Raw genomic sequence first — 22,104 nt, 5'->3', positions numbered from 1 at the left:
AAGTAGTCCTTAACACCGGTGCGATTCGCGCCACTCGTCGATCACGCCGACCCGCGCAGGCCGGCCTCGGCGAGGGCCCGGTGGGTGATCCGGCCGCTGGCCTCGTCGGGGTCGCACACGTGGGCGGCGGCCTCCGAGGCCGGGACGATCCGGCGGTGGGCGACCTCGAACTCCGGCCGCCACGGGCGGACCTCGACCTCGGCGCGCCAGATCGAGCGGACCAGCACCAGCCCGAGCTCGTGGCCGGCCACGCACTGGCTGCGGACGAAGCCGAGCAGCCGCGCCGACACCACCTTGACGCAGGCCTCCTCCCAGACCTCGCGCCGCAGGGTCTCCTCGAACGTCTCGCCCTCCTCGGGGCGGCCGCCGGGAAAGCCCCAGTGCACGCCGTCGTGGCTGATGAGCACCAGGTGCGCCCCGGCCACGCAGACACCCGACGCCCCGTGCGGGTGGCCGGTCGGCTCGTCACCCGGCGGATGCCACGAAACGAGCCAGTCCTGACCGCCCGCATGGGACGCCATCTTCTCCCCGTCGATCGCCAGCACGCCCCGCACCATAGGACCTGACCCGGGTCGTCCTCGACCCCGCGGACCGGGGCGTGCCCGCCCGCGGGGCGTCACGGCGGCGCCGGCCGCCCGTTGGACGTCGGTGAAGCCTTTCCAGGTCGCCGCGGCCGCGGCATGTGTCGCCACGCTGCTCATCGCCGGCGCTCCGGCCCGCGCCACGCCGCCCACCGGCGTGACCGCCACGCTGACCTACGACGAGACGGTCGGCGGCACGCGTGTCGCGGTGCGCCGGATCACGATCGCGCCCGGCGGCGACACCGGCTACCACTACCACGACGGCCCGCTCCACGCCGTGGTGACGGCCGGCACGCTCACCCACTACGGCGCGGACTGCCAGGTGGACCACGTCTACCAGGCCGGCGACCTCGTCCACGAGCCGGCCGGCCCCCACAACGTCCACATCGGACGCAACGAGGGCCGGACCCCGCTGGTGCTGGAGGTGACCTACCTCCTGCCGGCCGGCGCCCCGTTCGCCCAGGACGCGCCGCCGCCACCCTGCGCCTAGGCGTCGGCCAGGGCTATGCCGCCGATCAATACGCCGCCGATCAAGTCGGCCGGGTCCTGCGGGTCGTCACCCACCCGTCGGGAACGGTCGCCGATCGGGCAGCGCGGACTGGCGGATCAGGTCATCAAACGTCTGACCGTGACAGCCCCGGATACCCCACTATGGCTCGCGGCGCGGTGACGGTAGCGTTTGCGGGCGGCGGGCCGCCACCCCCTCAGCCGGCGGCCCGGCTCGCTGCCCGTCGGTTTGGAGGATGCGCATGTCCCAGCGTGGTGAGGCGGTTGCGGCGCCCGAGGGCGCGGCGTCCCAGCGGTTCCAGATCACCCTGCGTGGTTACGACAAAGGCCAGGTCGACAGGTTCGTCGCCCAGGCGGAGAGCGGGATGGCCGCGGCCACGAGGGAGCGTGACCAGGCGCTCGCCCAGATCCGCGACCTGGCCGGGCAGCTGCACCAGACGCGGGCCGAGTTCGCCGACCTGCACGCCGAGCTGACCGAGCTGCGGGACCGGCCGCGGCAGCTGGAGAAGGCGTCGTTCCGCGATCTCGGCACGATGGTCGACCAGATCCTGGAGCTTTCCGAAAAGCAGGGCGAGCTGCTGGTCAACGCGGCCGCCGAGCGGGCCGCCGCGCTCGAGGCGCAGGCGGAGAAGGCGCTCGCCGACGCGCGCGACCTCGCCGAGCGGGTACGGGCGGCGGGTGAAGCCGCCCACGACCGCAGCGTGCAGGCGGCCAACCAGGTCGACGAGGAGGCCGCCCAGCGGGCCGAGCAGGCGCGCGCGGACGCCGAGGCGCTGATCGAGGCGGCGCGGGCGCAGGCGCAGCAGGAGACCGAGACCGCGCGGGCCAGCACCCACCAGGAGCTGCAGCAGTGGCAGGCCTCGGTGGAGCGGGAGATCTCCGACCGGCGGGCGGCCGCCGAGCGCGAGCTCAACGAGCAGCTGACCGCCGCGCAGGCCAAGATGACCGACGAGCGGTCGCACGCCGAGCAGAGCGCGGCCACGCTGCTGGCCGAGGCGCAGCAGCACGCGGCCGAGATCCGGCGGCGCGCGGACGAGCAGCAGGCCTCCCACCAGCAGCAGCTCCAGCTCGTGCAGCAGGAGATCCAGATGCGCCGGCAGGCGCTGGCCCAGCTGCAGAGCGAGCTGGACACCGGGCAGCAGCAGCTGACCCAGGTGCGCCACGACGGCGACGTCGCCGAGCGCGAGGTGGCGGAGCTGTTGCAGCAGCTCGGCGCGGTACGGCAGGACCTGGCCGGCGAGATCGACCGGCTGGAGCAGACCCGCACCGCCGCCGACTCGGCCGAGCGGCACGCCAAGGAGGTGCGCGCCCGCGTGCAGCGGGAGGCGAAGCGGGTCGCCGACCTCGCCGCCGCCGCGGTGATGGCGGCCGCGGCGTCCAATGTGCAGACGGGCGAGTACCCGCAGGTCGGGCCGCCGCGCCAGAAGCCCGCCCCGGCGGCGGAGGAGGCGCCCGCACCGGAGGCGGCGCAGGTGCCCGAGCCGGCGTACGTGCCCGAGCCCGCGCAGGTGCCGGCCCCCGCCCGAAGCCTCTTCGATCCCAGCCCGCGCAACGGCCAGCCGGAGCAGCACGAAAACGGCCACGGACACCCGGAGCGCAACGGCGGCGCCGTGCCCGCCCAGCCCGGCCCCCGAGCCGCCGAATAGAGCATCCTCCGGCGTCAGGGTGGGGTGCGATCCTGGTAGCCGTTTCAAAAGGTCCAATTTGAACAGATCCGGGCTACCGCGACGTCCGTCGTGGTCCGGACCGTTGCTCCCGCGGCCTCACCCTCCGCGGTGGGCGAGCTCACCCCCAACCCCCGGTTGCCGTTGAGATCGTGGTCGTTCACTGCCCCTATAGGGGCAGTGAACGACCACGATCTGCTCTATGGGCCTTTGTTTACACCGATCAAGGACCCAGTGTGGTCCAGACCGTTGTTCACCCCTGCGGTCGCCCAGATCGGCATCGGCAACGGCGACCACCCCGCTCGGTTGTGGACGGGTTGCCTCCGCCGATCAAGGGCGACGCGGGCACGAGCGCGGTACCGCCGGGCTTGTGTCGCGGACCCGGCAGCGGAGGTCGGGGATCCCGGCGAGCCCTGCGAGCCGCCGACCTGCGCGGTGCCCGCGGGAAAGCACCCAAAGAAAACGCTCCGCTGCGCTCCACGTTTCCCCCGGGGCCCGCGCATGCGGTCCGCAGGTGACGCGGACCGGGGCACGCCTGCTTGGAAAAGGAACCGGCGCGGAGGGTGACCCCTCCGCGCCGGGACGTGCGGTGGCTCAGGTGGCGGTGCAGGTGGGCGTCATGCCGGTGCCGCTCCCGTTGCCCTGGAAGCCGAACTCGGTCGACTGCCCGGCGGCGATCCGGCCGTTGTAGCTCACGTTGGTGAACGTGACCGCGCCGCTGTTGCCGCTGCGTGTCGTGTTCCACGCGTTGGTGATCGTGGCGCCGGACGGCAGGGTCATCGCGACCCGCCAGCCGTTGGTCCCGCTGGAGCCGGCGGTCACCCGCACCGTGGCGACGAAGCCGCCGGTCCACGAGTTGAGCGACACGGTCGCGGTGCAGCCACCCGTACCCGGCGGCGGCGTCGTCACCGGCGGGGAGTGCTGACCGGCGGCGGGCTGGTCGGCCCGCCGGTGGTCGGGCCGGTGGTCGGGACGACGCCGTTGTTCAGCGCCTGGAGCACCGCGTCGTACGCCGGCTTCTTGGCGCCGCTGCTGTTGAACAGCAACGGGGTCTGCGAGGCGCGCCACGAGTCCGAGTCGCGGATGCCCCACACGGTGATGCCGTTGCAGCGGGCGACGGCGAGGCAGTCGTTGACCACGTTGCGGTACCAGGTGGCGTTCGCACCCTCGATGTCCAGCTCGGTGATCTGCACGTCCACGCCGAGCGCCGCGAAGCTGGACAGCGTGGTGCGGTAGTTGCTCGGGTACGGCGACTGGTTGTTCATGTGCGATTGGAGGCCGACACAGTCGATCGGCACACCGCGCTGCTTGAAGTCCTGGACCATGCGGTACACGGCCTGGGTCTTCGCGTGCGTCCAGTCGTCGGTGTTGTAGTCGTTGTAGCAGAGCTTGGCGTTCGGGTCCGCGGCCCGCGCGGCGCGGAAGGCGGCCTCGATCCAGTCGTTGCCGGTGCGCTGCAGGTTGGAGTCGCGGCGGGCGCCGGTGGAGCCGTCGGCGAACGCCTCGTTCACCACGTCCCACGCCACGACCTGGCCGCGGAAGTGCGTGGCGACCTGGGTGACGTGGTTGAGCATGGCGTTGCGCAGCGCGGTGCCGGACATGTTCTGCATCCAGCCGGGCTGCTGCGAGTGCCACGCGAGGGTGTGGCCGCGCACCTGCATGCCCTGCGAGCGGGCGTGCTGCACGATCCGGTCCGCGTTCGCGTAGTTGAACTGGTTCTGGTTCGGCTCGGTCGCGTCGATCTTCATTTCGTTTTCGGGCGTGACCGAGTTGAACTCGCGGTTGAGGATCGTCGTGTACGCCGAGTCGCTCAGCTTGTTCGCCGCGACGGCGGTGCCGAAGTAGCGGCCGCGCTCGGCCGCGGAGGCGCCCAGGGTGGTGGCCGCCGTGGCGGTGCCCGCCATGACCGTCGTCATCGCGGCCGCGGCGGCCACGCCGGCGAAGAGCGCGGACCAGGTGCCCACGACCCTTGCCTTGCGGCGCCGGAGTTGCTTTGTCATCGTTGCCTCTTTCGCACGTGGGGGTGGAGGGGACCGTCCCGGGGCGCGTTTGCCCGCGCCAGGGGACGGCGACATCGGCCGGGGTGCCACTCCGCCAGGCCCGTGGTGCTCAATCCGCACGACTGTCCGGGCCACCGGCCCGGATCCAGCTCAGGTTACGAAAGATTTCCGGTAAATCCAAGTCCCCCGATGGATCAGTGCGTGATCTCCCGCTCCCACGCCTCCGGGCGCTGCGTGTGCAGCCGCCAGTAGTGCGCGGCGATCTCGTCGGGGTCGAACGCGGTACCGGGCGCGACCGCGCCTGTCACGGTCACCGTCGCCACGTGGACGCCGGCCGCGGCGTACTGCCGGTCGAGCAGGTCCACCAGGCTACGCACCCCGGCCTTGCCGAGCGACAGCGAGACGTAGCCGGGCTTCGGCTCGGGCATCCCGCCCGTCACGATGAACGTGCCGGCGCCCCGCGCGGCCATCCCCGGCAGCACGCGGGCCGCGGCGGTGATCGCGCCGACCACGTTGACCGCCCACGCGTCGAGGTGGGCCCGCGCCGGCAGGTCGCCGACCGCGTCCGGCCGGATCAGCGCCGCGTTGTAGACCACCAGGTCCGCGGGCCGAGCGCGGCCTCCGCGGCATCCAGCGCCGCGCGCGACGCCACCTCGTCGGTGGCGTCGGCGACCAGCGGCAGTGCCTTCCCACCCGCCGCGGCGACCGCGCGGGCCGCCGCCTCGACCGATTCCTTGGTACGAGCCATCACCGCGACCGCCAAGCCCTCCCGTGCCAGCCGCACCGCCACCGCACGCCCGATCCCCGGGCCCGCCCCGATCACCACCGCTCCAGCCATGGGACCGACGCTAAACTTTGACACCGGTGTGAAGGTCAACGGTGGATGCGGAGAGTCACATGCGGATCGGCGCGCTGTCCCGCCGCACCGGCGTGAGCGAGTGGCTGCTGCGGTACTACGAGGAGCAGGGACTGCTGCACCCGCAGCGGCGGCCCAACGGCTACCGCCAGTACCGCGACTCCGACGTCGCCGCCGTCGGCCACATCCGCGCGCTGCTCGCCGCCGGCCTGCCCACCGCGGTCATCGCCCAGGTGCTCGGCTGCGTCCACGACGTGGGCGGCCGCCTGGTCCCGGAGGCGTGCCCCGGCATGGTCGACCACCTGAGCCGCGAGCGCGCCCGCATCGCCGACACGATCGCCCATCTGGGCGCCGCGCAGCGCGCGCTCGACGACCTGCTCGCGGCGCTGCCGTCCACAGCTGACACATAGCCGACCCGGGTTTGCCAGCGCTGGAGCTTTCCACCATGATCGGTGACCGTTCGCTCCACTGTGGCTTCTCCCGAAGGGTGTGTCCCTCATGACCGCCAGTGAGGTGCGGGTACCGTCCGAGGCCGTCGCCGGTGACGACATCGCCGAGCCGTCGATCGCGCTGCTGCGCGGGCTCAAGCTCCTGCCCGCCGAAGGTGAACTGAGCAAGGCGCGCGGCCTGTCGTCCGCGTTCTCCGGTCCGCCGGAGAGCGTGGCGCTCATCGAGGCCGGCGCGACCGCGGCGAGCAAGTGGTGGGCGGCCGGGCTCAGCGGACTCGTCGTCGCCGCGTGGGCGCTCATCCGCGGCTGGTGGTCGTCCAATCCGGACAACCAGCACGTGGCGCTCTGGGTCGGCGCGGTCGTGACCGCCGCCGCCATCCTCGGCATCGCCTACCTGCTCGGCTCGGACCTGCGCGGCCGGGCGGCGGTGGCGACCGAGACGGTGCGGGCGCGGGCCAGCGTCGCGGAGGCGTTCGTGCGCGCCGCCGAGCAGGCGCACTCGCGGGCCGCCGCCACGCAGGTCGCGGCCGCGCGGGCCGACGGCTTCCTGATGGGCTTCCTGCCCGGCATCGTCGTCGAGCACACCGGCAAGCCGGGCAGCGACGAGGGCGGCTGGCGGGTGCTCGCGGTGCTCACCGACGGCGACCAGCGCACCCGCTACCTGCTCGGCAAGGGCAGCCTGCACGAGTGGGTGGACGCCGAGCGGGTCAGGCTTCCGCTCGCTCCATAGTGGAGGGCGCGGGGGCCGTGTGCCGTCCGCGCTCCAGGACCAGCGGGATCGCGACGACCAAGACGAGGGCCGCGAGCTGGGTCGCGGCGTTGACCTCGGTACCGACCGGCACCGTCGCCAGCACCACGGCGGCGGTCAGCAGGCGCCGCCAGACCGCGCGCAGGTGCAGCGCCGACCGGATCGCCGCGATCCCGCACAGGTACGCCGCGACGCCGCCGGCCAGTGCCATCGCCTCCGGCCAGTGCGCGTGGTCGCCGGGGTGGGCGACCGCGGCGTGGATGCCGGCCGCGGTGATCACGATCCCGAGCAGCAGCGGGATGTGCGTGATCCCCAGCCGCAGCGCGAGGCGCGTGCCCGGGCCGCCCGTGGTGCGGGCCAGCGTCACCTCGGCGGCGTGAGTGTCGGTGAAGTACGTCCACCACAGCCCGGCCGGCAGCGCCAGCGCCAGCACGACCACCGCGACCGTGGCGGCCGTCAGGTGGTCGACGTCGACCCCGGCGCCGATCGCCACCACCGACTCGCCCAGCGCGATGATCACCAGGAGCCCGTGCCGCTCCACGAAATGCTCGGCCACCAGGTGGAACGAGCGCACCGTGCCCATCCACGACCGCCGCGGCACCAGGTACGGCACGACCATCTGCAGCGCGAGCGCGGCCACCCACAGCCCGGTGCGCACGGCGCCGTCCGCGAAGCCGCCGGCGAGGACCAGCAGCGCGGCGGCGAGGTTGTAGACCGCGAGCAGCGTCAGCGCCCGGCCGACGCCGGCCTGGGTGAACAGCAGCAGGTGTACGCAGATCGCCACCAGGTAGCCGACCCCGAAGACCCACCCGGTGCCGTCGAACGCGTGCGGGATGCCGACCGCCGCGATGAGGAAGCCGGCCATGCCGACGAGCATCAGCAGCTTCTGCACCGGCTGCCGGGGCGGTACGTGGTTGGCCAGCCACACGTACCCGTCGAACATCCACCACAGGATCCCGAACAGCAGCAGCACCTGCCCCACCGTGGTGAGCGTCAGGTGCTCCTCCAGGCTCCGCGTGAGCTGGGTGAGCGTGAGGACGAACACCACGTCGAAGAAGACCTCGACCGTCGTCACCCGCCCGGCCGGTTCGCCGCCGCCGTCCCGCCACCGCGTACGCGTCATGGCACGGGAGCCTAGATCCTCGCAGCCGCCCGGGTGACCTACTCCGGCGATGGCGGCAGGATGCGGTCGACAAGGTCGGCGACGAGCTCGCCGTCGGGGTACGCCGAGAGCACGTCGGGCACCGTGATGTCGTCGACCAGCAGGCCGCTCATCGCCAGGTAGAGGACCACCACCGTGACCTCGTCGCCGGGCAGGCCGGCGTCCAGGTGGAAGCGGATGCTGTCGTCCAGGTTGGCCCGGAAGACCTTGGTGAGCGTCTCGCGCGGCTCCGGGCCGTTCGACTCCGGCGCGGCCGTGGTGACGTACGCCCGTCGCGAGTGAGCTTCCACCGACCTCCAAGGCGTTGCGGCTAGCGTGGACCGTCTCCTATGGATGGAGGTCACAGTGCACACGGAAACGCCTGGGCAGGACGTTGACGTCGTCGTTTCCCCCGCGGAGCTGGCCGCCGGCGCGCTCGCACCCGAGCAGGCGCGCCTGGCCACCCTCCTGCTGCACACGCGCGGCTGCGTGATCCTGCGCGGCGCACTGCCGTCCACAGTGGTCAATGCGGCCGACGCGGCCTTCGATCGCGTCTTCGCCGACTGCGTGGCCAGCGGCGACGGCGAGACCTTGGAGATGGCCGGCATCACGTGCCGCGTCGGCCGCGAGTCGCGCGCCGTCTTCTGGGAGCGAAACCACCGGTGGCGCATCTTCCCGCGGCTGGCCGCGCCGTTCGACAGCCCGTGGCTGCTGGCCAACCCCCTCGCGATGGGCCTGATCCGCGGCGCGCTCCGCGACGACTTCCACTGCAAGTTCGTCTCCAGCGACACCTGCTTAGCCGGCGCCGCCATCCAGTCGCCACACCGCGAGCTGGACCCGGGCTTGTCCTGGGAGCCGCGCGGCTACATCGTCAACATCCCACTGCACCGCTGCGGCCTGGACAACGGCCCGCTGGAGGTCTGGCCCTGCGGCAGCCACCTCTGGCGCGACGACGTCCTACGCGGCCTGGGCTACGACGACACCGTCCAAGATGGACGCAACCCGGACTTCGAGGCACTGGCCGCGATGTTCCCTTCCCGGCGCGTCGTGCTGGAGCCCGGCGACCTGCTGATCCGCGACCCGGCCCTGATGCACCGCGGCACCGTCAACCACACCGACCGCCCCCGCACGATGCTCGCGATCTGCTACTTCCGCGACCGCCTCACGCACAACTACGGCCAGCTCGACCTCAACCTGGACCGCGACCTCCACGAGCGGCTCGCCCCCGAGGTCCGGCCCCTCTTCGACCGCGTCCTCCAGGCGGCGTAGCGGCCAGACACGCCTGCCGCGCATGGCCTGCGGCCGGGTGTGGCGCTGCGGGACGCTATGGAGCTGGGAGCAGCGATGCGCCCAGCGCGGAGGGTGACGGCGGTCGCGACCGTGGGGGAGGCGGGCTACCGCGGCGGGGTGGCACCCGGCGTGCGGTAGCGGAGCCAGACCAGGCCGCCGTCCAAGGGTTGGGCGCCGGCCGGCTCGAGCGGGCCTTCCGGTGGGGGTGCCGCGCCGTGCCAGTGGCGGGTGCCCGCGGCGCCGGCCAGGACGGGGTGTACCAGCAGGCTCAGCTCGTCCAGCAGGCCGCGGTGCAGCAGCGCGCCGATCAGCGTGCCGCCGCTGTCCACGCGGACCACCCGCGCGCCGCGGTCGGCGAGGGTGGAGAGTGTGGCCGACAGGTCTACGCGGTCGTCGCCGGTGACCAGCTCGGTCACGTCGGCGCCGGCTGGGCGTGGGGGAGTCGACGCGGCGTACAGGGCGAGCACGCCCGACCAGTGGCCGGCGTCGCGGAGGGCGGCCCACTGCTGTACCCGCGCCTGGGAGTCCACGACGGCGAGCAGCGGGCCTCCGGGCGCCGGACCCGGTCCGGGGTCGCGGCCAGCGCGGGCTCCTGGGCGAGGATCGTGTCGGCGCCGACCAGCGTCACGTCCTCCGACCACGTGGCGGCCAGGCCGTAGAACTGGGCGAGGTCGGGTGCGAAGCCGTCGGTCGCGCCCTCGACGGAGACGGCAACGTGGGCGACAACGTATGGACGCATCTGAACAGGGTACTCAGGGACGAATCGGTCGTACTTTGGGCCGATCTGAAAGTCGGGCCGCCGTTCGTACGATGGTTTCGTGCTCGCTCGTCTCCGCTCGGTGCTCGATGAGCCGCGGGCCCCACACGCCCCGGCCCGGGTGTGGCGTGACTGGCTGCTGCTCGCCGTGTTCGCCCCCGCGCTCGTGCTGGAGGGGATCCTCCGGCCCGACCTGCCGTGGCGGGTCGGCGCCGCCGCCATCGCGCTCGCCCTGCTGCCCACGCTCCTGTGGCGGCGCACCCACCCGCTCGCGATGGTGGCGATCGCGTTCGGGGTGACGACGGTCGTGCCGTTCGTGCTGCCCGGCGATCCCTGCGACATGGTCGCCGCGATGTACGTGCTGCTGCTGACCTACGCGCTGTTCCGCTGGGGCAGCGGCCGCGACGCGGTGGTCGGCTCGGTGTTCATCGCGGCCAAGCTCGTCCTGTCCGGTGTGGCCGGCACGATCAGCGTGGTCGAGGTGATCGCCGGCTTCGCGGTGATGTTCGGCGTCTCCGCGCTGGGCGTCGCGGTCCGCTTCCGGGCCAGCGCGCGGGCCCGCGAGCTCGACCGGGTCAAGCTGCTGGAGCGCGAGCGGCTCGCCCGCGACCTGCACGACACCGTCGCGCACCACGTGTCCGCGATGGCCATCCGGGCGCAGGCGGGCATCGCCGCCTCGGCCACCCAGCCGGGTGCGGCGGTCGACGCCCTCCGGGTGATCGAGGCGGAGGCGTCGCGCGCGCTGGCCGAGATGCGGGCGATGGTGCGCGTGCTGCGCCGCGACCAGCCGGCCGACCTCGCGCCCAGCCCGCGCGTCGCGGACATCGAGGGGCTCGCCGGCCGGTTCCGGGCTGGGCCGGACGTCGCCGTGGAGATCCGGGGCGACGTGGAAGATCTGCCGCCCTCGGTCGGCTCCGCGCTCTACCGCCTGGCCCAGGAGTCGGTCACCAACGCCCGCCGCCACGCCCGCCACGCCACCCGCATCGAGGTCAGCGTGGCGACCGACGACACGTCGGTACACCTGCGGGTCAGCGACGACGGCGAGTCCGGCGCGGCGCGACCGTCCAGCGCGCCCGGGTTCGGTCTCATGGGCATGATGGAGCGCGCCGACCTGCTCGGCGGCACGTGCGCGGCCGGCCCCAACCCCGACCGCGGGTGGACGGTCACCGCGGTGCTGCCACGGGCGGGGGCACCCGCGTGACGGTGCGGGTGCTGGTCGCCGACGACCAGGAGATCGTCCGCACCGGCCTCACCATGATCCTGAACGCGCAGCCCGGCATCGAGGTGGTCGGCGAGGCTGCCGACGGGCGGCGGGCGGTCGAGCTTGCCCGGCGCCTGCGCCCGGACGTGTGCCTGTTCGACATCCGCATGCCCGGCATGGACGGCATCGAGGCGACCCGCGCGGTCGCCGGGCCGTCGGTCGCGGACCCGCTCGCGGTGGTCGTCATCACGACCTTCGACCTCGACGACTACGTGTACGCGGCGTTGCGCGCCGGCGCCCGCGGCTTCCTGCTCAAGGAGGCCGGCCCGGCGCTGCTCGCACAGGCCGTGCACGCGGCCGCCGCCGGCGACGCGCTGATCGCGCCGAGCGTCACGACGCGGCTGCTGAAGGCGTTCGCCGACGCGGGGCCGGCCGCCCCGCCGAAGCAGCCGATCGAGGCGCTCACCGACCGGGAGGAGCAGGTGCTCGTGGCGGTCGCGCGAGGCCGCACCAACAAGGAGATCGCCGACGAGCTCTTCATCACGCTCAGCACGGTCAAGTCGCACATCACCAGCCTGATGACCAAGCTCGGCGTGCGAAACCGGGTGGAGATCGCGATGTGGGCCTACGAGACCAACCGCACCCGGACGCGCGGGTGACGGCGTCCCCACGCCGCGGGCGGGCCGTGTTCGTCGGGGCCGCCATCGCCGCCGTGGTCGCCGTCACGGGCTGCCTCGGGTACGTGTGGCAGCGCACCGACCCCGCCGAAGGCGCCGCCCGCAACTACCTCAAGGCCCTCGCCGCCGATGACGCCGAGCTGGCCTGCACGCTGGTCACCGAGCCGTTCGCGCGGGAGCTGGCCACCCGCCACTCGGTAGGCGACTGCCCGGCCGGCGTCGACGCGATGCTCGGCGGCCTCTCGGGCGAGCAGCGCGAGCGGGTCGGCGACGCGCGCCTCACGCCGAGCGACGACGGCCACGCGCTGGCGGTCGGCGCCAACCCGCTCGGCATCACGATCCTGCGGGTCGACAAGGCCGGCGAGGAGTGGATGGTCAGCGGCGACCGCTGAAAGTACGAGCGGCGGCCCCGACCATGGGCGGGGTGGATCGCGGCCCATGTTCCGATGAGTCACACCGGTCCCGCCGGCCACCATCGACGGCATGACGATGCGCGAGTGGCGGCTACCGGCCGCGTTGATCCTGCTGAGCCTCGTGCCGGTGGTCGCCGGTGCGGCGCGGGTGTCCGAGCTGAGCGGCGGCCCCGAGGTGACCGACGCCAACGCCCGCTTCGTCGGCGACCCGCTGCCGGTGGTGCTGCACATCGTCGGCGCGGTCGTCTACTCGATCCTCGGCGCGTTCCAGTTCGTACCGAGCCTGCGCCGCAACCGCTGGCACCGGCGCGCCGGCCGGATCCTCGTCCCTTGTGGACTGACTGTGGCGCTCACCGGCCTGTGGATGAACTTCGCGTACGACCTGCCGGCCCACGACAACGCTCTCACGAGCGTGTTCCGGGTCGCCTTCGGCTCCGCCATGGCACTGTCCATCGTGCTCGGTGTGGCCGCCGTCCTGCGCCGCGACTTCGCCCGGCACCGCGCGTGGATGGCGCGCGGCTACGCGATCGGGCTCGGCGCCGGTACGCAGGCGTTCACGCACGCGCCGTACCTGATCGCGAGCGGCGGCGAGCAGCCCGGCGCCAACGCGCGCGCCGGGCTGATGCTCGCCGGCTGGCTGATCAACCTTGCCGTGGTCGAGTGGTACCTGCGCCGTCCCGCCCGCACAGCGCGCCCTCGACAAGGTCGTCGGCCGCGCGGCCGCGGCACGTCCGGCGAGAGGCCCGGCCAGGAGGTGCCGGTCACGCCCAGCGGCCGCACGATGCGGCGCTTCGCCTCGGCCCACGACGAGTTGCCGGTGACCCGCTCAATGACCAGGTCGACCAGCAGGTAGGCCGGTGCTGGAGTACCCCCGTCCCTCGCCGGGCGGGAGAACGTCTTGCCAGTGCTGGCCACCCGGAAGCGCCCGTCCGGCGGTACCGGCCGTCCCGGTGGCGAGGTCGCCGGAGCCGCTCGTCGCCACGTGGTGCCGGCCGTCCTCGGTGACCAGGCAGGCCTGCGCGCCGGTGTGCCTGCTGGGCGTCCTGGCCCACGCCGCCGACCCGGCGGGCCGGGCTGACCCCGCGCGAGCGGGAGGTGCTGGCGCTGACGGCCGAGGGCCGCGACAACGACACGATCGCGGCGCGCCTGTTCGTCAGCGGCAACGCGGTGCACAAGCACATCGGCAGCATCTTCGCCAAGCGGGGCCTGGCAGCGGACGACGGCGGCCACCGCCGGGTGCGGGCCGTCCTCGCGTACTGCAGCGCTGACCGCTACGGCGCGCCGACCAGGTGGAACGCGGCCCAGTCGACCGAGCCGGCGAAGGCGGGCGCGTCTTCGGTGCGGTCTTCCCAGTGCTCCAGCGCCGCACCGACCGTCTCGTCCGCTGGGGCGTCGGCCGACCACTCGCGCAGGATCTTCACCACGTCCGCGTTTGTCATCTCGGCGCGGAACGCCTTCTGCGCCTCGGCCAGCGCCCGGGCGGCGGGCACGGTGCCGCCCCGCCAGCAGCGGAAGAACTCGCCGACGAGCAGCGCACCCTCCAGGTCGCCTACCGTCCAATGTGTAGCTATCACGCGCTTGGCGCCGGCCGCGAGCAGTGTCTCGGGCAGGCCGGCCGCCGCCGCGCCGGAGAGGATGACCAGTGACGTGCCGATCTGCCGCGGGAGGCTGAGCGGGCCGTCGACGGCGGCCAGGTGCACCACGTCGCGGGTAAGCAGCAGCTTGACCACGGCCTCGGCGGTCACCTCGGCACCGGCGAGCGTCGTGACCGGCCCGGTCGCCTGCGCCGCGAGGCTCGCCGCCTGCCGCCGGCCGAAGGGGAGCACGGCGGCCTGGCCCAGCCCGCGCCGCGGCAGCGTGGACTCGCCGTCCGGCCGCCGCAGCTGGGCGAGGCTCGGCGCGTAGCCGACCCGGATCCGCTCGGCGAGGTACCCGCCGTCGGGCAGCCGCGCCGCGGCCAGCGGCAGCCCGGCCAGGCGCGGCGACGGCAGCAGCACCACACCGCTGGTACCGGTGGGCGCCCGGTCGAGCAGCGGCGCCCACAGCTCGCGCCCGAGCAGCCGGCCCATCGCGTCCAGCCGCCCCGCCGGCAGCGCCGATCCGGTGGCCGCCGGGAGGTCGTCCACGCCGGCGGCGGGGCGCTCGATGATCGCGCTCCAGCCGCCGTGCCCGGCGCACAGGATGGTGAGCGTGGGTGCCAGGTCGACGTACGCCGCGACCACTCCCGGCGGCAGCGCCGCGGTCATCTCCTCCAGCGCCGGCAGCGCGCCCCGCGAGGAGACGGCCCGGCCTTCGGCGACCTCCACGGCGAACGTCGCGTCGCCGGCCCGCACCGCCGCCGCGACGGCAAGCTGGTACTCCCGGCCGCTGTCGCTGCCGCGGGCCACCGCGTCGAGGCACTGGCGGACCGCCGGCCGGGCTCCGGACCAGTCGCCGAGGTGCGCCCGGGCCAGCGCGGCGAGGAAGTACGTCCGGCTGGCGAGCGAGATGAACACCGGCGCGTCCGCCGCGAGCATGCGCTGCAGCGCGGCGTCGGCAGCACCGGCCTCACCGAGCCGCAGCAGGCACTCCACGAGGTCGAGCCGGGTGGCCCGCTCCCGCTCCGCGGCGCCGAGCGCCTGGTACCCGCCGGCGGCCCGCTCGTGGCACGCCGCCGCCTCCGCCAGGTCGCCGGCTCGCATGTGGACGGTGCCGAGGGAGGCGAGCGCGGCGGCGTGTACCCAGCCGTCGCCGGCCTCCTCGGCGAGCTCGACCGCCGTTACCAGGTGGCGGCGCGCGGCGTCGAGGTCGTCGCGGGCCAGCGCCGCGTCGCCGCGGGCCGTGGCCGTCCGGGCCGCCCCGCCCACGTCGCCGGCGTCGCGGAAGACCTCGCCGGCCCGCTGGAGCATCCGGTCGGCCCCGGCCGCGTCGCCGGTCGCCTCGAGCGCACCGGCCAGGGCCTGGCGGAGGTGCGCCTCGGCGGTCGGATCGCCGTCCAGCGCGCGCGCCCGGGGCAGGCACGCCTCGAGCACCTCGACGGCTTCGGCGGCCCGCCCGGCACCAGCCAGCGCGACGCCCCACTCGCGGGTGGCGTCCACGCCGGCGGCCGACGGGTCGTCCGCCACGGCGAGCTCGTGGGCGCGCCCCAGGCTCGCGAGCATGGCGGAGGTGTCGTTGGCGGCGCCGTGGGCGAGGCCCTCCACCGTGAGGCACTCGATCCGCAGCTCGGTGTCAGCGCCGGACTCGATCCGCCCGCGCACCGCGTTGAGCACGGTCAGGGCCGCGGACGGGCGCGCGGCCAGGACGTACTCCCGGGCCAGCGCCACGCCGGTCGCCGGCTCGGCGGTCTCCAGCCAGCCCCGCTCCAGCCGCTGAAGCGCCGTCTCCGGACCAGCTTCCTCGGCCTCGCCAGCACCGCCGTCCGCTTCGGCCGCCTCGTCCGCGCCGGCCACGCCTGCCATGTCCGCCACGCCTGCCATGTCCGCCACGCCTGCCATGTCCGCCACGCCTGCCATGTCCGCCACGCCTGCCATGTCCGCCGCGCCTGCCGCATCGGCCGCGTCGGCCCCCGGGGCAAGAGCCGAGGGGTCGAGTGCGGCGATCGCCTCGTCGGCCCGGTCGAGGGCCATCAGCGCGGCGCCCTCGTTGCCGGCCGCCACCTGGGCCAGCCGCCCGTAGCCCTCGCCGCCGGCCACCTCGCGGGCCTCCCGCGCGTACCGCAGCGACTCCTCCTGCCGGCCCAGCCGGGCGAGGTGTGCCGCGCCCTCGTTGAGCAGCTCCGCCCGGAGCGCCTCGTCGCCGCCGGCGCCGAGCCGGGCGAGGCCGACCTCGATCAGGTCCAGGTACCGCCGGTCGTCCTCGGCGGAGTCGACGAAGGCGAGCAGCAGCCGGTACAGGCGCGCGGCGAACACGTCGTCCGGGGTGGTGTCGGCCACGAGCTGGATCACGGTACCGGCGACCACGCCGTCGCCCTGCGCCACGTACAGGCAGACCGCCGTCGCCACGTCCGGGTCGAGGGCGAGCGCGGCGGTGGTCTCGCGGGCGGTCTCGTACTCCCGCTGCCCCTCCGCCACCTGCTCGCCCAGGTGGAGCAGGCCGGCGGCGCCACCTTCGGACGTGGCCGGCGCCGGGTCCGCACGACCGCGGTCGAGCCGATCCTGGATGCCGTCCAGCCAGGTGAGGAACGGGGTCGCGGCCTCGGCGGGCGGACCCTCCGCGGCACCGGCGACCCACGCGCCGAGCAGGGCGTCCAAGTCGTCGCGGCGCATCGCGAGCAGCGCGGCGAGCTCGTCGGCCTCTTCCGGTACCGGCGGCTCGTCCTCGGCCGCGGGTGGCTCCTCGGCCCGCGGCTCGTCGGCCTGCGGCTCGTCGGCCTGCGGGTCCTCGGTTTGCGGCTCCTCGGCCTGCGGCGGATCGAGGGTCTCCGGCGCGGCGGCCAAGGGCTCGGGGTCGCGTTCGTGGAGCTGGGCCAGCAACAGGTGCGCGCGCACGGAGAGCCGGACCTCGTCGGCGTTCGTCGCGTCGGCCAGGCGCACCACCGCCCGCAGCGGACCGGCCGCCGCCGCGCGGTCCGCCTCCAGCAGCGCCTCCGCCCAGGCGAGGTGGGTGATCACGGTGTCCCGCCGGATGGCGTCGGCCAGGTACCTGTCGTCGCCCGCGTACTGCCCGGCCTGCACCAGCCGGTCGACCGCCTCCGGAAAGCGCCGCCGCGCCGCGAGGTACGCCGCGGCGTGCGTCTCGGCTATCGCCAGCCGGTCGGTGCGGCCCGTGCGCGCCGCCGCGTCCAGCATCGTGGCGAGGATGCGCTCGGCCTCGTCGAGCTCGTCCCGGGCGACGAGGAGGCCGACGAGGTTGGCCGTCCACCGGCTGAGGCTGAGCACCTCGCCGTGCCGCAGGCAGAGCTCGATCGCCCGGTCGTACGCGTCGATCGCGGCCCGCGGGTCGCCGGCCCGGTCGAGCGCGACCGCCTTTTCGCCCAGCACCTCGCAGAGCCCCGCCTCCCGCCCCTCCATCCGCGCCGCCGCCTCGGCCTGCGCGAACCTGTCGAGCGCGCCGGCCAGGTCACCGGCGTGCAGCAGGTCCGAACCGTGGCGGGCCAGCTCGTCGAAGCGGGGCGGCGGGGCTGCGGGGACGAACCCCCGCGGCCGGGTGAGGTCGGTCGCGTACCGCGCGGCCAGCGCCGGGTCGGCGCCGAGGACCTCCATCACCGCGCCGGCGATGCGGGCGCGGTCGTCGTCGCCGTCCATGGCCGCCACCGCGGCGGCGTTCTGCGCGGCGACCCGGGCCTGCCCCACGTACACCCGGTCGGCGGCGGCCAGCGCGGTCAGCCGGGGCAGCGCGCCGAGCAGCACGTCCTTGGCCACCCGGACGTGGTTGTCCCGGAGCGCGATCTCCGCGGCCAGCACCTCGAAGTAGATGGCCAGGCCGCTGTGACCAGCCTGCGCGGCGAGCGTCCGCCCCGCCGCCACGTCCGCGCTGCCGAAGCCCTCGGGGTCGCTGGCGATCCGGTCGTGGATGCGGAACGCCGAAAGCGCCAGGACGGCGTCCGGGCGCCCGCCGACGAGCGCGGCGGCCCGGTCGTAGAGGCCGCTGCCCGCCACACCCGGCCCGACGTAGGCCTCCAGCAGCTCGAACACCGCGTCCGCCTCGTCCACGGCGACGTCCCCGTACGGCGGGGAGGCGCCGACCGACCAGACAAGGTCCGAATAGGCCTGCTCATCGCCGTTTGCGGCGATGAAGCGCAGCATCCAGTACGGCCACGGCTGGGCAGCCGGCTCCGGGTGCTGATCCATCCATTCACCGCCGATGCGAGGAAGCCCCCACAACATATGACGGATGGCGGCCGGCGTAGAGCCGTGTCCCACCAGGATTACCGACAGTGGTCGTACGGTTCTGCCGAGTCGCCGGCGGGGGATCAGCCAAGTGAGGCGACGGCGGCCGTGAGCGTCGGGTACACGTCGAAGCGGCGTTCCAGCTCGGTCGTGTGCAGGAGCCGCCGCACGAGCGGGTTGAGCGCGGCGAGCCGGAGCCAGCCGCCCTCGGCCGCCGCCCGGTCGTGCACCGAGAGGAGCAGTCCGAGCCCGGTCGAGTCGACGAACGACACGTCGCGCAGGTCGAGTACGACGCGCGGGCTGTGCAGCAGGGCGTCGTTGAGCCGCTCCTGCATCGGCCCGACGTTCCAGAAGTCGATCACTCCGCGCGCGACCGCGACCGTGACGTTGCCGCGTTCCTCCAGGTCGACGGAGAGCCCCAGCTCACCGTAGGCGTCACCCGCCGCGTGCCGGCGCCGGTCGGCGTGGAGACTGTCGTTCATCACCCATCCCATGATCAACCCCCCGAATGTCGCGGCGTGGTTGCCCGCGAAGGGGTGGGGTCAAACGAACTTGTGGGATAAAACGCAAACCGCGACCCGCCGGACCGGCCGATGCGGCGAGGCGCAGCCGGACGGACAGCCACGCCCGGACAGGCGGACGGCCGGCGGGTGACAGCCGATCGACCCGCTCAGCCCCGTCCGTCGCTTTTCCGACAGTTCGGCCGGGGGAGCGGCCCCATGATTGCGGAACCGAGAATCCGGCACCCGGTTGACTCGCGAAGCCGCTGGGAGACCCGCGGTCGGGAGGCGGTGCGTCATGAAGACTGTCAGGACCACTACTCGTCGCCTCGCGGTAGCCGGAGCCGTGCTGCTCACCGCCGCGGCCGTGACGTTCGGCGCGGAGCCGGCCGCCGCGGCCGACCCGTGCGCGCCGCTGCTCAACCCGATCGCCTGCGAAAACAGCAAGGCGGGCACGCCGAAGAGCACCTGGGACGTGTCCGGCGCGGGCACCGCCGCCATACAGGGCTTCGCGACCCAGATCAGCGTCAACGTCGGCGAGACCCAGAGCTTCAAGGTGAAGACGACCGCCACGTCGTACCGGCTGGACATCTACCGGATGGGGTACTACGCCGGCAACGGCGCGCGGCTGATCGGGTCCGTCACCCGCAGCGGCGCGCAGAGCCAGCCGAACTGCCTCACCCAGGCCAGCACCGGGCTCGTCGACTGTGGAAACTGGGCCGTCTCGGCGACGTGGACGGTCCCGCCGACCGCGGTGTCCGGCATCTACTTCGCGCGCCTTGTGCGCACCGACGGGACCAGCGGCGCGAGCCACGTCTTCTTCGTGGTGCGCGACGACGCCAGCCACTCGGACCTGCTCTTCCAGACCTCCGACACCACTTGGCAGGCGTACAACACGTACGGCGGCAACAGCCTGTACGTGGGCGCGCCGGTGGGGCGGGCTTACAAGGTGAGCTACAACCGGCCGTTCAGCACCCGCGGCGCCAGTCCGGAGGACTTCGTCTTCAACGCGGAGTACCCGATGGTGCGCTTCCTGGAGTCCAACGGCTACGACGTCAGCTACACCACCGGCGTGGACACCGACCGCCGGGGCGCGCTGCTGCGCAACCACAAGGCGTTCCTGTCGGTGGGGCACGACGAGTACTGGTCTGGGCCGCAGCGGGCGAACGTCGAGGCGGCCCGGGACGCCGGCGTGCACCTGGCGTTCTTCAGCGGCAACGAGGTGTTCTGGAAGACGCGGTGGGAGCCCAGCGTCGACGGCTCGTCGACCGCGTACCGGACGCTTGTCACGTACAAGGAGACGCACGCCAACAGCAAGATCGACCCGCTGGGCCCGTCGATGTGGACGGGCACCTGGCGCGATCCGCGGTGGAGCCCGCCGGGCGACGGCGGCCGGCCGGAAAACGCGTTGACCGGCACGATCTTCAAGGTGAACGCCGGCACGGTCAACCTGCAGGTGCCGGCGGCCGACGGGAAGATGCGCTTCTGGCGCGGCACCACCGTCGCGACGCAGGCCGCCGGTGCCACGGCGACGCTCGGCACCGGCACGCTCGGCTACGAGTGGGACGTGGACGCCGACAACGGGTTCCGCCCGCGCGGCCTGATCCGCCTGTCCACCACGACCGCGAGCGGCCTCGACCTGCTCCAGGATTACGGCAGCACGTACGCCAGCGGCAGCGCCACCCACCACCTGACGCTCTACCGCGCGCCCAGCGGCGCCCTCGTCTTCGGCGCCGGGACCGTGCAGTGGGCCTGGGGCCTGGACAGCAACCACGACCGCGGCTCCGGTGCTGCCAGCACCCCCATGCGCCAGGCGACCGTCAACCTCTTCGCGGACATGGGCGCGCAGCCCGCCACCATCGTGTCCGGGCTGACCGCCACGCCCGCGTCCACGGACACGACCGGGCCGAGCGCGTCGATCACCCCGCCGCCGGCCGGCTCCACCTTCCAGGTCGGCGCGGCCGCGACCATCTCCGGTACCGCCAGCGACACCGGCGGCGTCGTGGGCGGTGTCGAGGTGTCCACCGACGGCGGTGCCACCTGGCATCCGGCCAGCGGCCGGGCCGCCTGGTCGTACACCTGGACCCCGCAGGCGACCGGCCCGGTCACGCTCCGGGCGCGGGCGACCGACGACAGCGGCAACCTCGGCGCCGACGCGACCGGCTCGGTGACGGTGGGCGCGCGGACCTGCCCGTGCGACATCTGGGGCACCACGGCGGTACCCACCACGCCGGCCGACCCCGACTCCTCGCCGACCGAGGTCGGCGTCAAGTTCCGCACCGACGTGGCCGGCCAGCTCACGGCCCTGCGCTTCTACAAGAGCAGCACCAACACGGGCACCCACGTCGGGCACATCTGGACGGCGAGCGGCACCCTGCTGTCCACGGTCACGTTCAGCGGCGAGACGGCGAGCGGCTGGCAGCAGGCGACGCTGTCGCCGCCGGTCGCGGTGGCCGCGAACACCACGTACGTCGCGTCCTACTACGCGCCGAACGGGCACTACGCCGGCGACGCGGGATACTTCGCCACGGCCGGGCGGGACGCCGCGCCACTGCACGCCCTCCGCGACGGCGTCGACGGCCCGAACGGCGTGTACCGCATCGGCACCGGCTTCCCGACCCTCGCCTGGGAGTCGGCGAACTACTGGGTCGACGTGGTCTTCAGCCCGTCCGGGTCCACACCGGACACCACGCCGCCCGCGGTGACCACCCGTACCCCCGCCGCCGGGGCCACCGGTGTCGCGACCACGACCACGGTGACCGCGACGTTCGACGAGCCCGTGCAGGGCGGCACCGTCGCCATGGCGCTGCGCGACCCGGGCGGGGTCGCGGTGCCGGGTGCCGTGGCCTACGACAGCGCCGCCCGCCGGGCCACGTTCACGCCGTCCGCGGCGCTGGCCGCCTCGACCGCGTACACCGCCGCGGTGAGCGGCGCGGCCGACACCAGCGGAAACGTGATGGCGCCGGTCTCGTGGACGTTCACGACGGCGGCCGGCACGCCGCCGCCGACCGGGTGCCCGTGCTCGATCTGGTCGTCCTCGGCCACGCCGGGCACGCTCGCCGACCCGGACACCGACCCCGTCGAACTGGGCGTCAAGTTCCGCTCGGACGTGGCCGGGCAGGTCACCGGCGTCCGGTTCTACAAGGGACCGGGCAACACCGGCACGCACGTCGGTCACCTGTGGACGGCCGGTGGGACGCTGCTCGGAACGGTGACGTTCAGCGGCGAGACGGCGAGCGGCTGGCAGCAGGCGACCTTCGCCACGCCGGTGGCCATCAGCGCCAACACCACCTACGTCGTGTCGTACTACGCGCCGGTCGGGCGCTACTCCGCCGACAACAACTACTTCGGTGGAACCGGCGTGACCAACGGGCCCCTGCGGGCGTTGCAGAACGGGGTGGACGGCGGCAACGGCGTCTACCGCTACGGGGCGGGTGGGGGATTCCCGTCCAACACCTGGGAGTCGAGCAACTACTGGGTCGACCTGATCTTCGTCACCAGCTGAGGAGC

The 22,104-nt window shown here is 74.0% G+C and carries 17 protein-coding genes and 3 pseudogenes; 11 read left to right on the top strand and 9 right to left on the bottom strand.

The genetic code is table 11. The annotated features are described in order from the left end of the window. Nucleotides 1-41: 41 nt before the first annotated feature. Complete coding sequence (locus Phou_RS01715) at nucleotides 42-545, bottom strand: NUDIX hydrolase (protein WP_218578642.1); 504 nt, start codon at nucleotides 543-545, stop codon at nucleotides 42-44. Nucleotides 546-648: 103 nt separating this feature from the next. Here Phou_RS01715 and Phou_RS01710 point away from each other — a divergent pair, with 103 nt between their 5' ends. Together Phou_RS01710 and Phou_RS01705 are read left to right on the top strand one after the other, a co-directional pair. Then, complete coding sequence (locus Phou_RS01710; RefSeq protein WP_173052928.1) at nucleotides 649-1,071, top strand: cupin domain-containing protein; 423 nt, start codon at nucleotides 649-651, stop codon at nucleotides 1,069-1,071. A gap of 259 nt (nucleotides 1,072-1,330) precedes the next feature. After that, on the top strand, nucleotides 1,331-2,734 hold the full coding sequence (locus Phou_RS01705; RefSeq protein ID WP_173052926.1) for a DivIVA domain-containing protein: 1,404 nt from the start codon (nucleotides 1,331-1,333) through the stop codon (nucleotides 2,732-2,734). Between the two features lie 612 nt (nucleotides 2,735-3,346). On the opposite strand, the pseudogene Phou_RS01700 reads toward Phou_RS01705, so the two are convergent. After that, nucleotides 3,347-4,752: pseudogene (locus Phou_RS01700) on the bottom strand (glycoside hydrolase family 10 protein). A 194-nt stretch (nucleotides 4,753-4,946) separates the two neighbouring features. Beyond that, nucleotides 4,947-5,590, bottom strand: a pseudogene (locus tag Phou_RS52045) (SDR family NAD(P)-dependent oxidoreductase). Nucleotides 5,591-5,649: 59 nt separating this feature from the next. Here Phou_RS52045 and Phou_RS01690 point away from each other — a divergent pair. Continuing rightward, nucleotides 5,650-6,018, top strand: a complete 369-nt coding sequence (locus tag Phou_RS01690) for a MerR family transcriptional regulator (RefSeq protein WP_173052924.1) — start codon at nucleotides 5,650-5,652, stop codon at nucleotides 6,016-6,018. An 88-nt stretch (nucleotides 6,019-6,106) separates the two neighbouring features. Beyond that, the gene (locus tag Phou_RS01685) at nucleotides 6,107-6,787 is read left to right on the top strand and encodes a tudor domain-containing protein (RefSeq protein ID WP_173052922.1); all 681 of its coding nucleotides are present in this window, start codon (nucleotides 6,107-6,109) and stop codon (nucleotides 6,785-6,787) included. Here the strand turns inward: Phou_RS01685 and Phou_RS01680 are convergent. Both Phou_RS01680 and Phou_RS01675 read right to left on the bottom strand, forming a co-directional pair. Then, nucleotides 6,765-7,928, bottom strand: a complete 1,164-nt coding sequence (locus Phou_RS01680) for a low temperature requirement protein A (protein WP_173052920.1) — start codon at nucleotides 7,926-7,928, stop codon at nucleotides 6,765-6,767. The genes Phou_RS01685 and Phou_RS01680 overlap by 23 nt on opposite strands. 38 nt (nucleotides 7,929-7,966) lie before the next feature. After that, on the bottom strand, nucleotides 7,967-8,257 hold the full coding sequence (locus Phou_RS01675; RefSeq protein WP_173052918.1) for a hypothetical protein: 291 nt from the start codon (nucleotides 8,255-8,257) through the stop codon (nucleotides 7,967-7,969). Nucleotides 8,258-8,312: 55 nt separating this feature from the next. On the opposite strand from Phou_RS01675, the gene Phou_RS01670 reads away from it, so the two are divergent. After that, nucleotides 8,313-9,215 (top strand): phytanoyl-CoA dioxygenase family protein, encoded by a 903-nt coding sequence (locus Phou_RS01670; protein WP_173052916.1) that lies wholly within the window; start codon nucleotides 8,313-8,315, stop codon nucleotides 9,213-9,215. A gap of 125 nt (nucleotides 9,216-9,340) precedes the next feature. Here Phou_RS01670 and Phou_RS01665 read toward each other — a convergent pair whose 3' ends face one another. Beyond that, complete coding sequence (locus Phou_RS01665; protein ID WP_218578638.1) at nucleotides 9,341-9,766, bottom strand: dihydrofolate reductase family protein; 426 nt, start codon at nucleotides 9,764-9,766, stop codon at nucleotides 9,341-9,343. Continuing rightward, nucleotides 9,649-9,975 (bottom strand): hypothetical protein, encoded by a 327-nt coding sequence (locus tag Phou_RS50835; RefSeq protein WP_218578636.1) that lies wholly within the window; start codon nucleotides 9,973-9,975, stop codon nucleotides 9,649-9,651. The genes Phou_RS01665 and Phou_RS50835 overlap by 118 nt, the downstream gene beginning before the upstream one ends. A gap of 79 nt (nucleotides 9,976-10,054) precedes the next feature. Between Phou_RS50835 and Phou_RS01660 the strand changes: the two genes are divergently transcribed. The 5 genes and pseudogenes from Phou_RS01660 to Phou_RS55255 all read left to right on the top strand — a co-directional run. After that, on the top strand, nucleotides 10,055-11,194 hold the full coding sequence (locus Phou_RS01660) for a sensor histidine kinase (RefSeq protein ID WP_173052914.1): 1,140 nt from the start codon (nucleotides 10,055-10,057) through the stop codon (nucleotides 11,192-11,194). Further along, entirely contained in the window at nucleotides 11,191-11,853 is a 663-nt protein-coding gene (locus Phou_RS01655; RefSeq protein WP_173052912.1) for a response regulator transcription factor, read from the top strand. Before Phou_RS01660 ends, Phou_RS01655 begins: the two co-directional genes overlap by 4 nt. Then, complete coding sequence (locus Phou_RS01650; protein ID WP_173052910.1) at nucleotides 11,850-12,263, top strand: hypothetical protein; 414 nt, start codon at nucleotides 11,850-11,852, stop codon at nucleotides 12,261-12,263. Before Phou_RS01655 ends, Phou_RS01650 begins: the two co-directional genes overlap by 4 nt. A gap of 91 nt (nucleotides 12,264-12,354) precedes the next feature. Then, nucleotides 12,355-13,137 (top strand): DUF2306 domain-containing protein, encoded by a 783-nt coding sequence (locus Phou_RS01645; RefSeq protein WP_178134950.1) that lies wholly within the window; start codon nucleotides 12,355-12,357, stop codon nucleotides 13,135-13,137. Nucleotides 13,138-13,379: 242 nt separating this feature from the next. Further along, nucleotides 13,380-13,424, top strand: a pseudogene (locus Phou_RS55255) (hypothetical protein); the annotation flags it as partial. Between the two features lie 131 nt (nucleotides 13,425-13,555). Here Phou_RS55255 and Phou_RS01635 read toward each other — a convergent pair. Together Phou_RS01635 and Phou_RS01630 are read right to left on the bottom strand one after the other, a co-directional pair. Next, nucleotides 13,556-18,055, bottom strand: a complete 4,500-nt coding sequence (locus Phou_RS01635) for a CHAT domain-containing protein (RefSeq protein ID WP_173052908.1) — start codon at nucleotides 18,053-18,055, stop codon at nucleotides 13,556-13,558. A gap of 122 nt (nucleotides 18,056-18,177) precedes the next feature. Then, nucleotides 18,178-18,576 (bottom strand): STAS domain-containing protein, encoded by a 399-nt coding sequence (locus Phou_RS01630; RefSeq protein WP_173052906.1) that lies wholly within the window; start codon nucleotides 18,574-18,576, stop codon nucleotides 18,178-18,180. Nucleotides 18,577-18,892: 316 nt separating this feature from the next. Between Phou_RS01630 and Phou_RS01625 the strand changes: the two genes are divergently transcribed. Further along, nucleotides 18,893-22,099, top strand: a complete 3,207-nt coding sequence (locus Phou_RS01625; protein WP_173052903.1) for a N,N-dimethylformamidase beta subunit family domain-containing protein — start codon at nucleotides 18,893-18,895, stop codon at nucleotides 22,097-22,099. Nucleotides 22,100-22,104 lie beyond the last annotated feature (5 nt).

Source organism: Phytohabitans houttuyneae (assembly GCF_011764425.1).
GTDB classification, from domain to species: Bacteria; Actinomycetota; Actinomycetes; order Mycobacteriales; family Micromonosporaceae; genus Phytohabitans; species Phytohabitans houttuyneae.
This window is presented reverse-complemented; position numbering and strand designations above follow the sequence as displayed.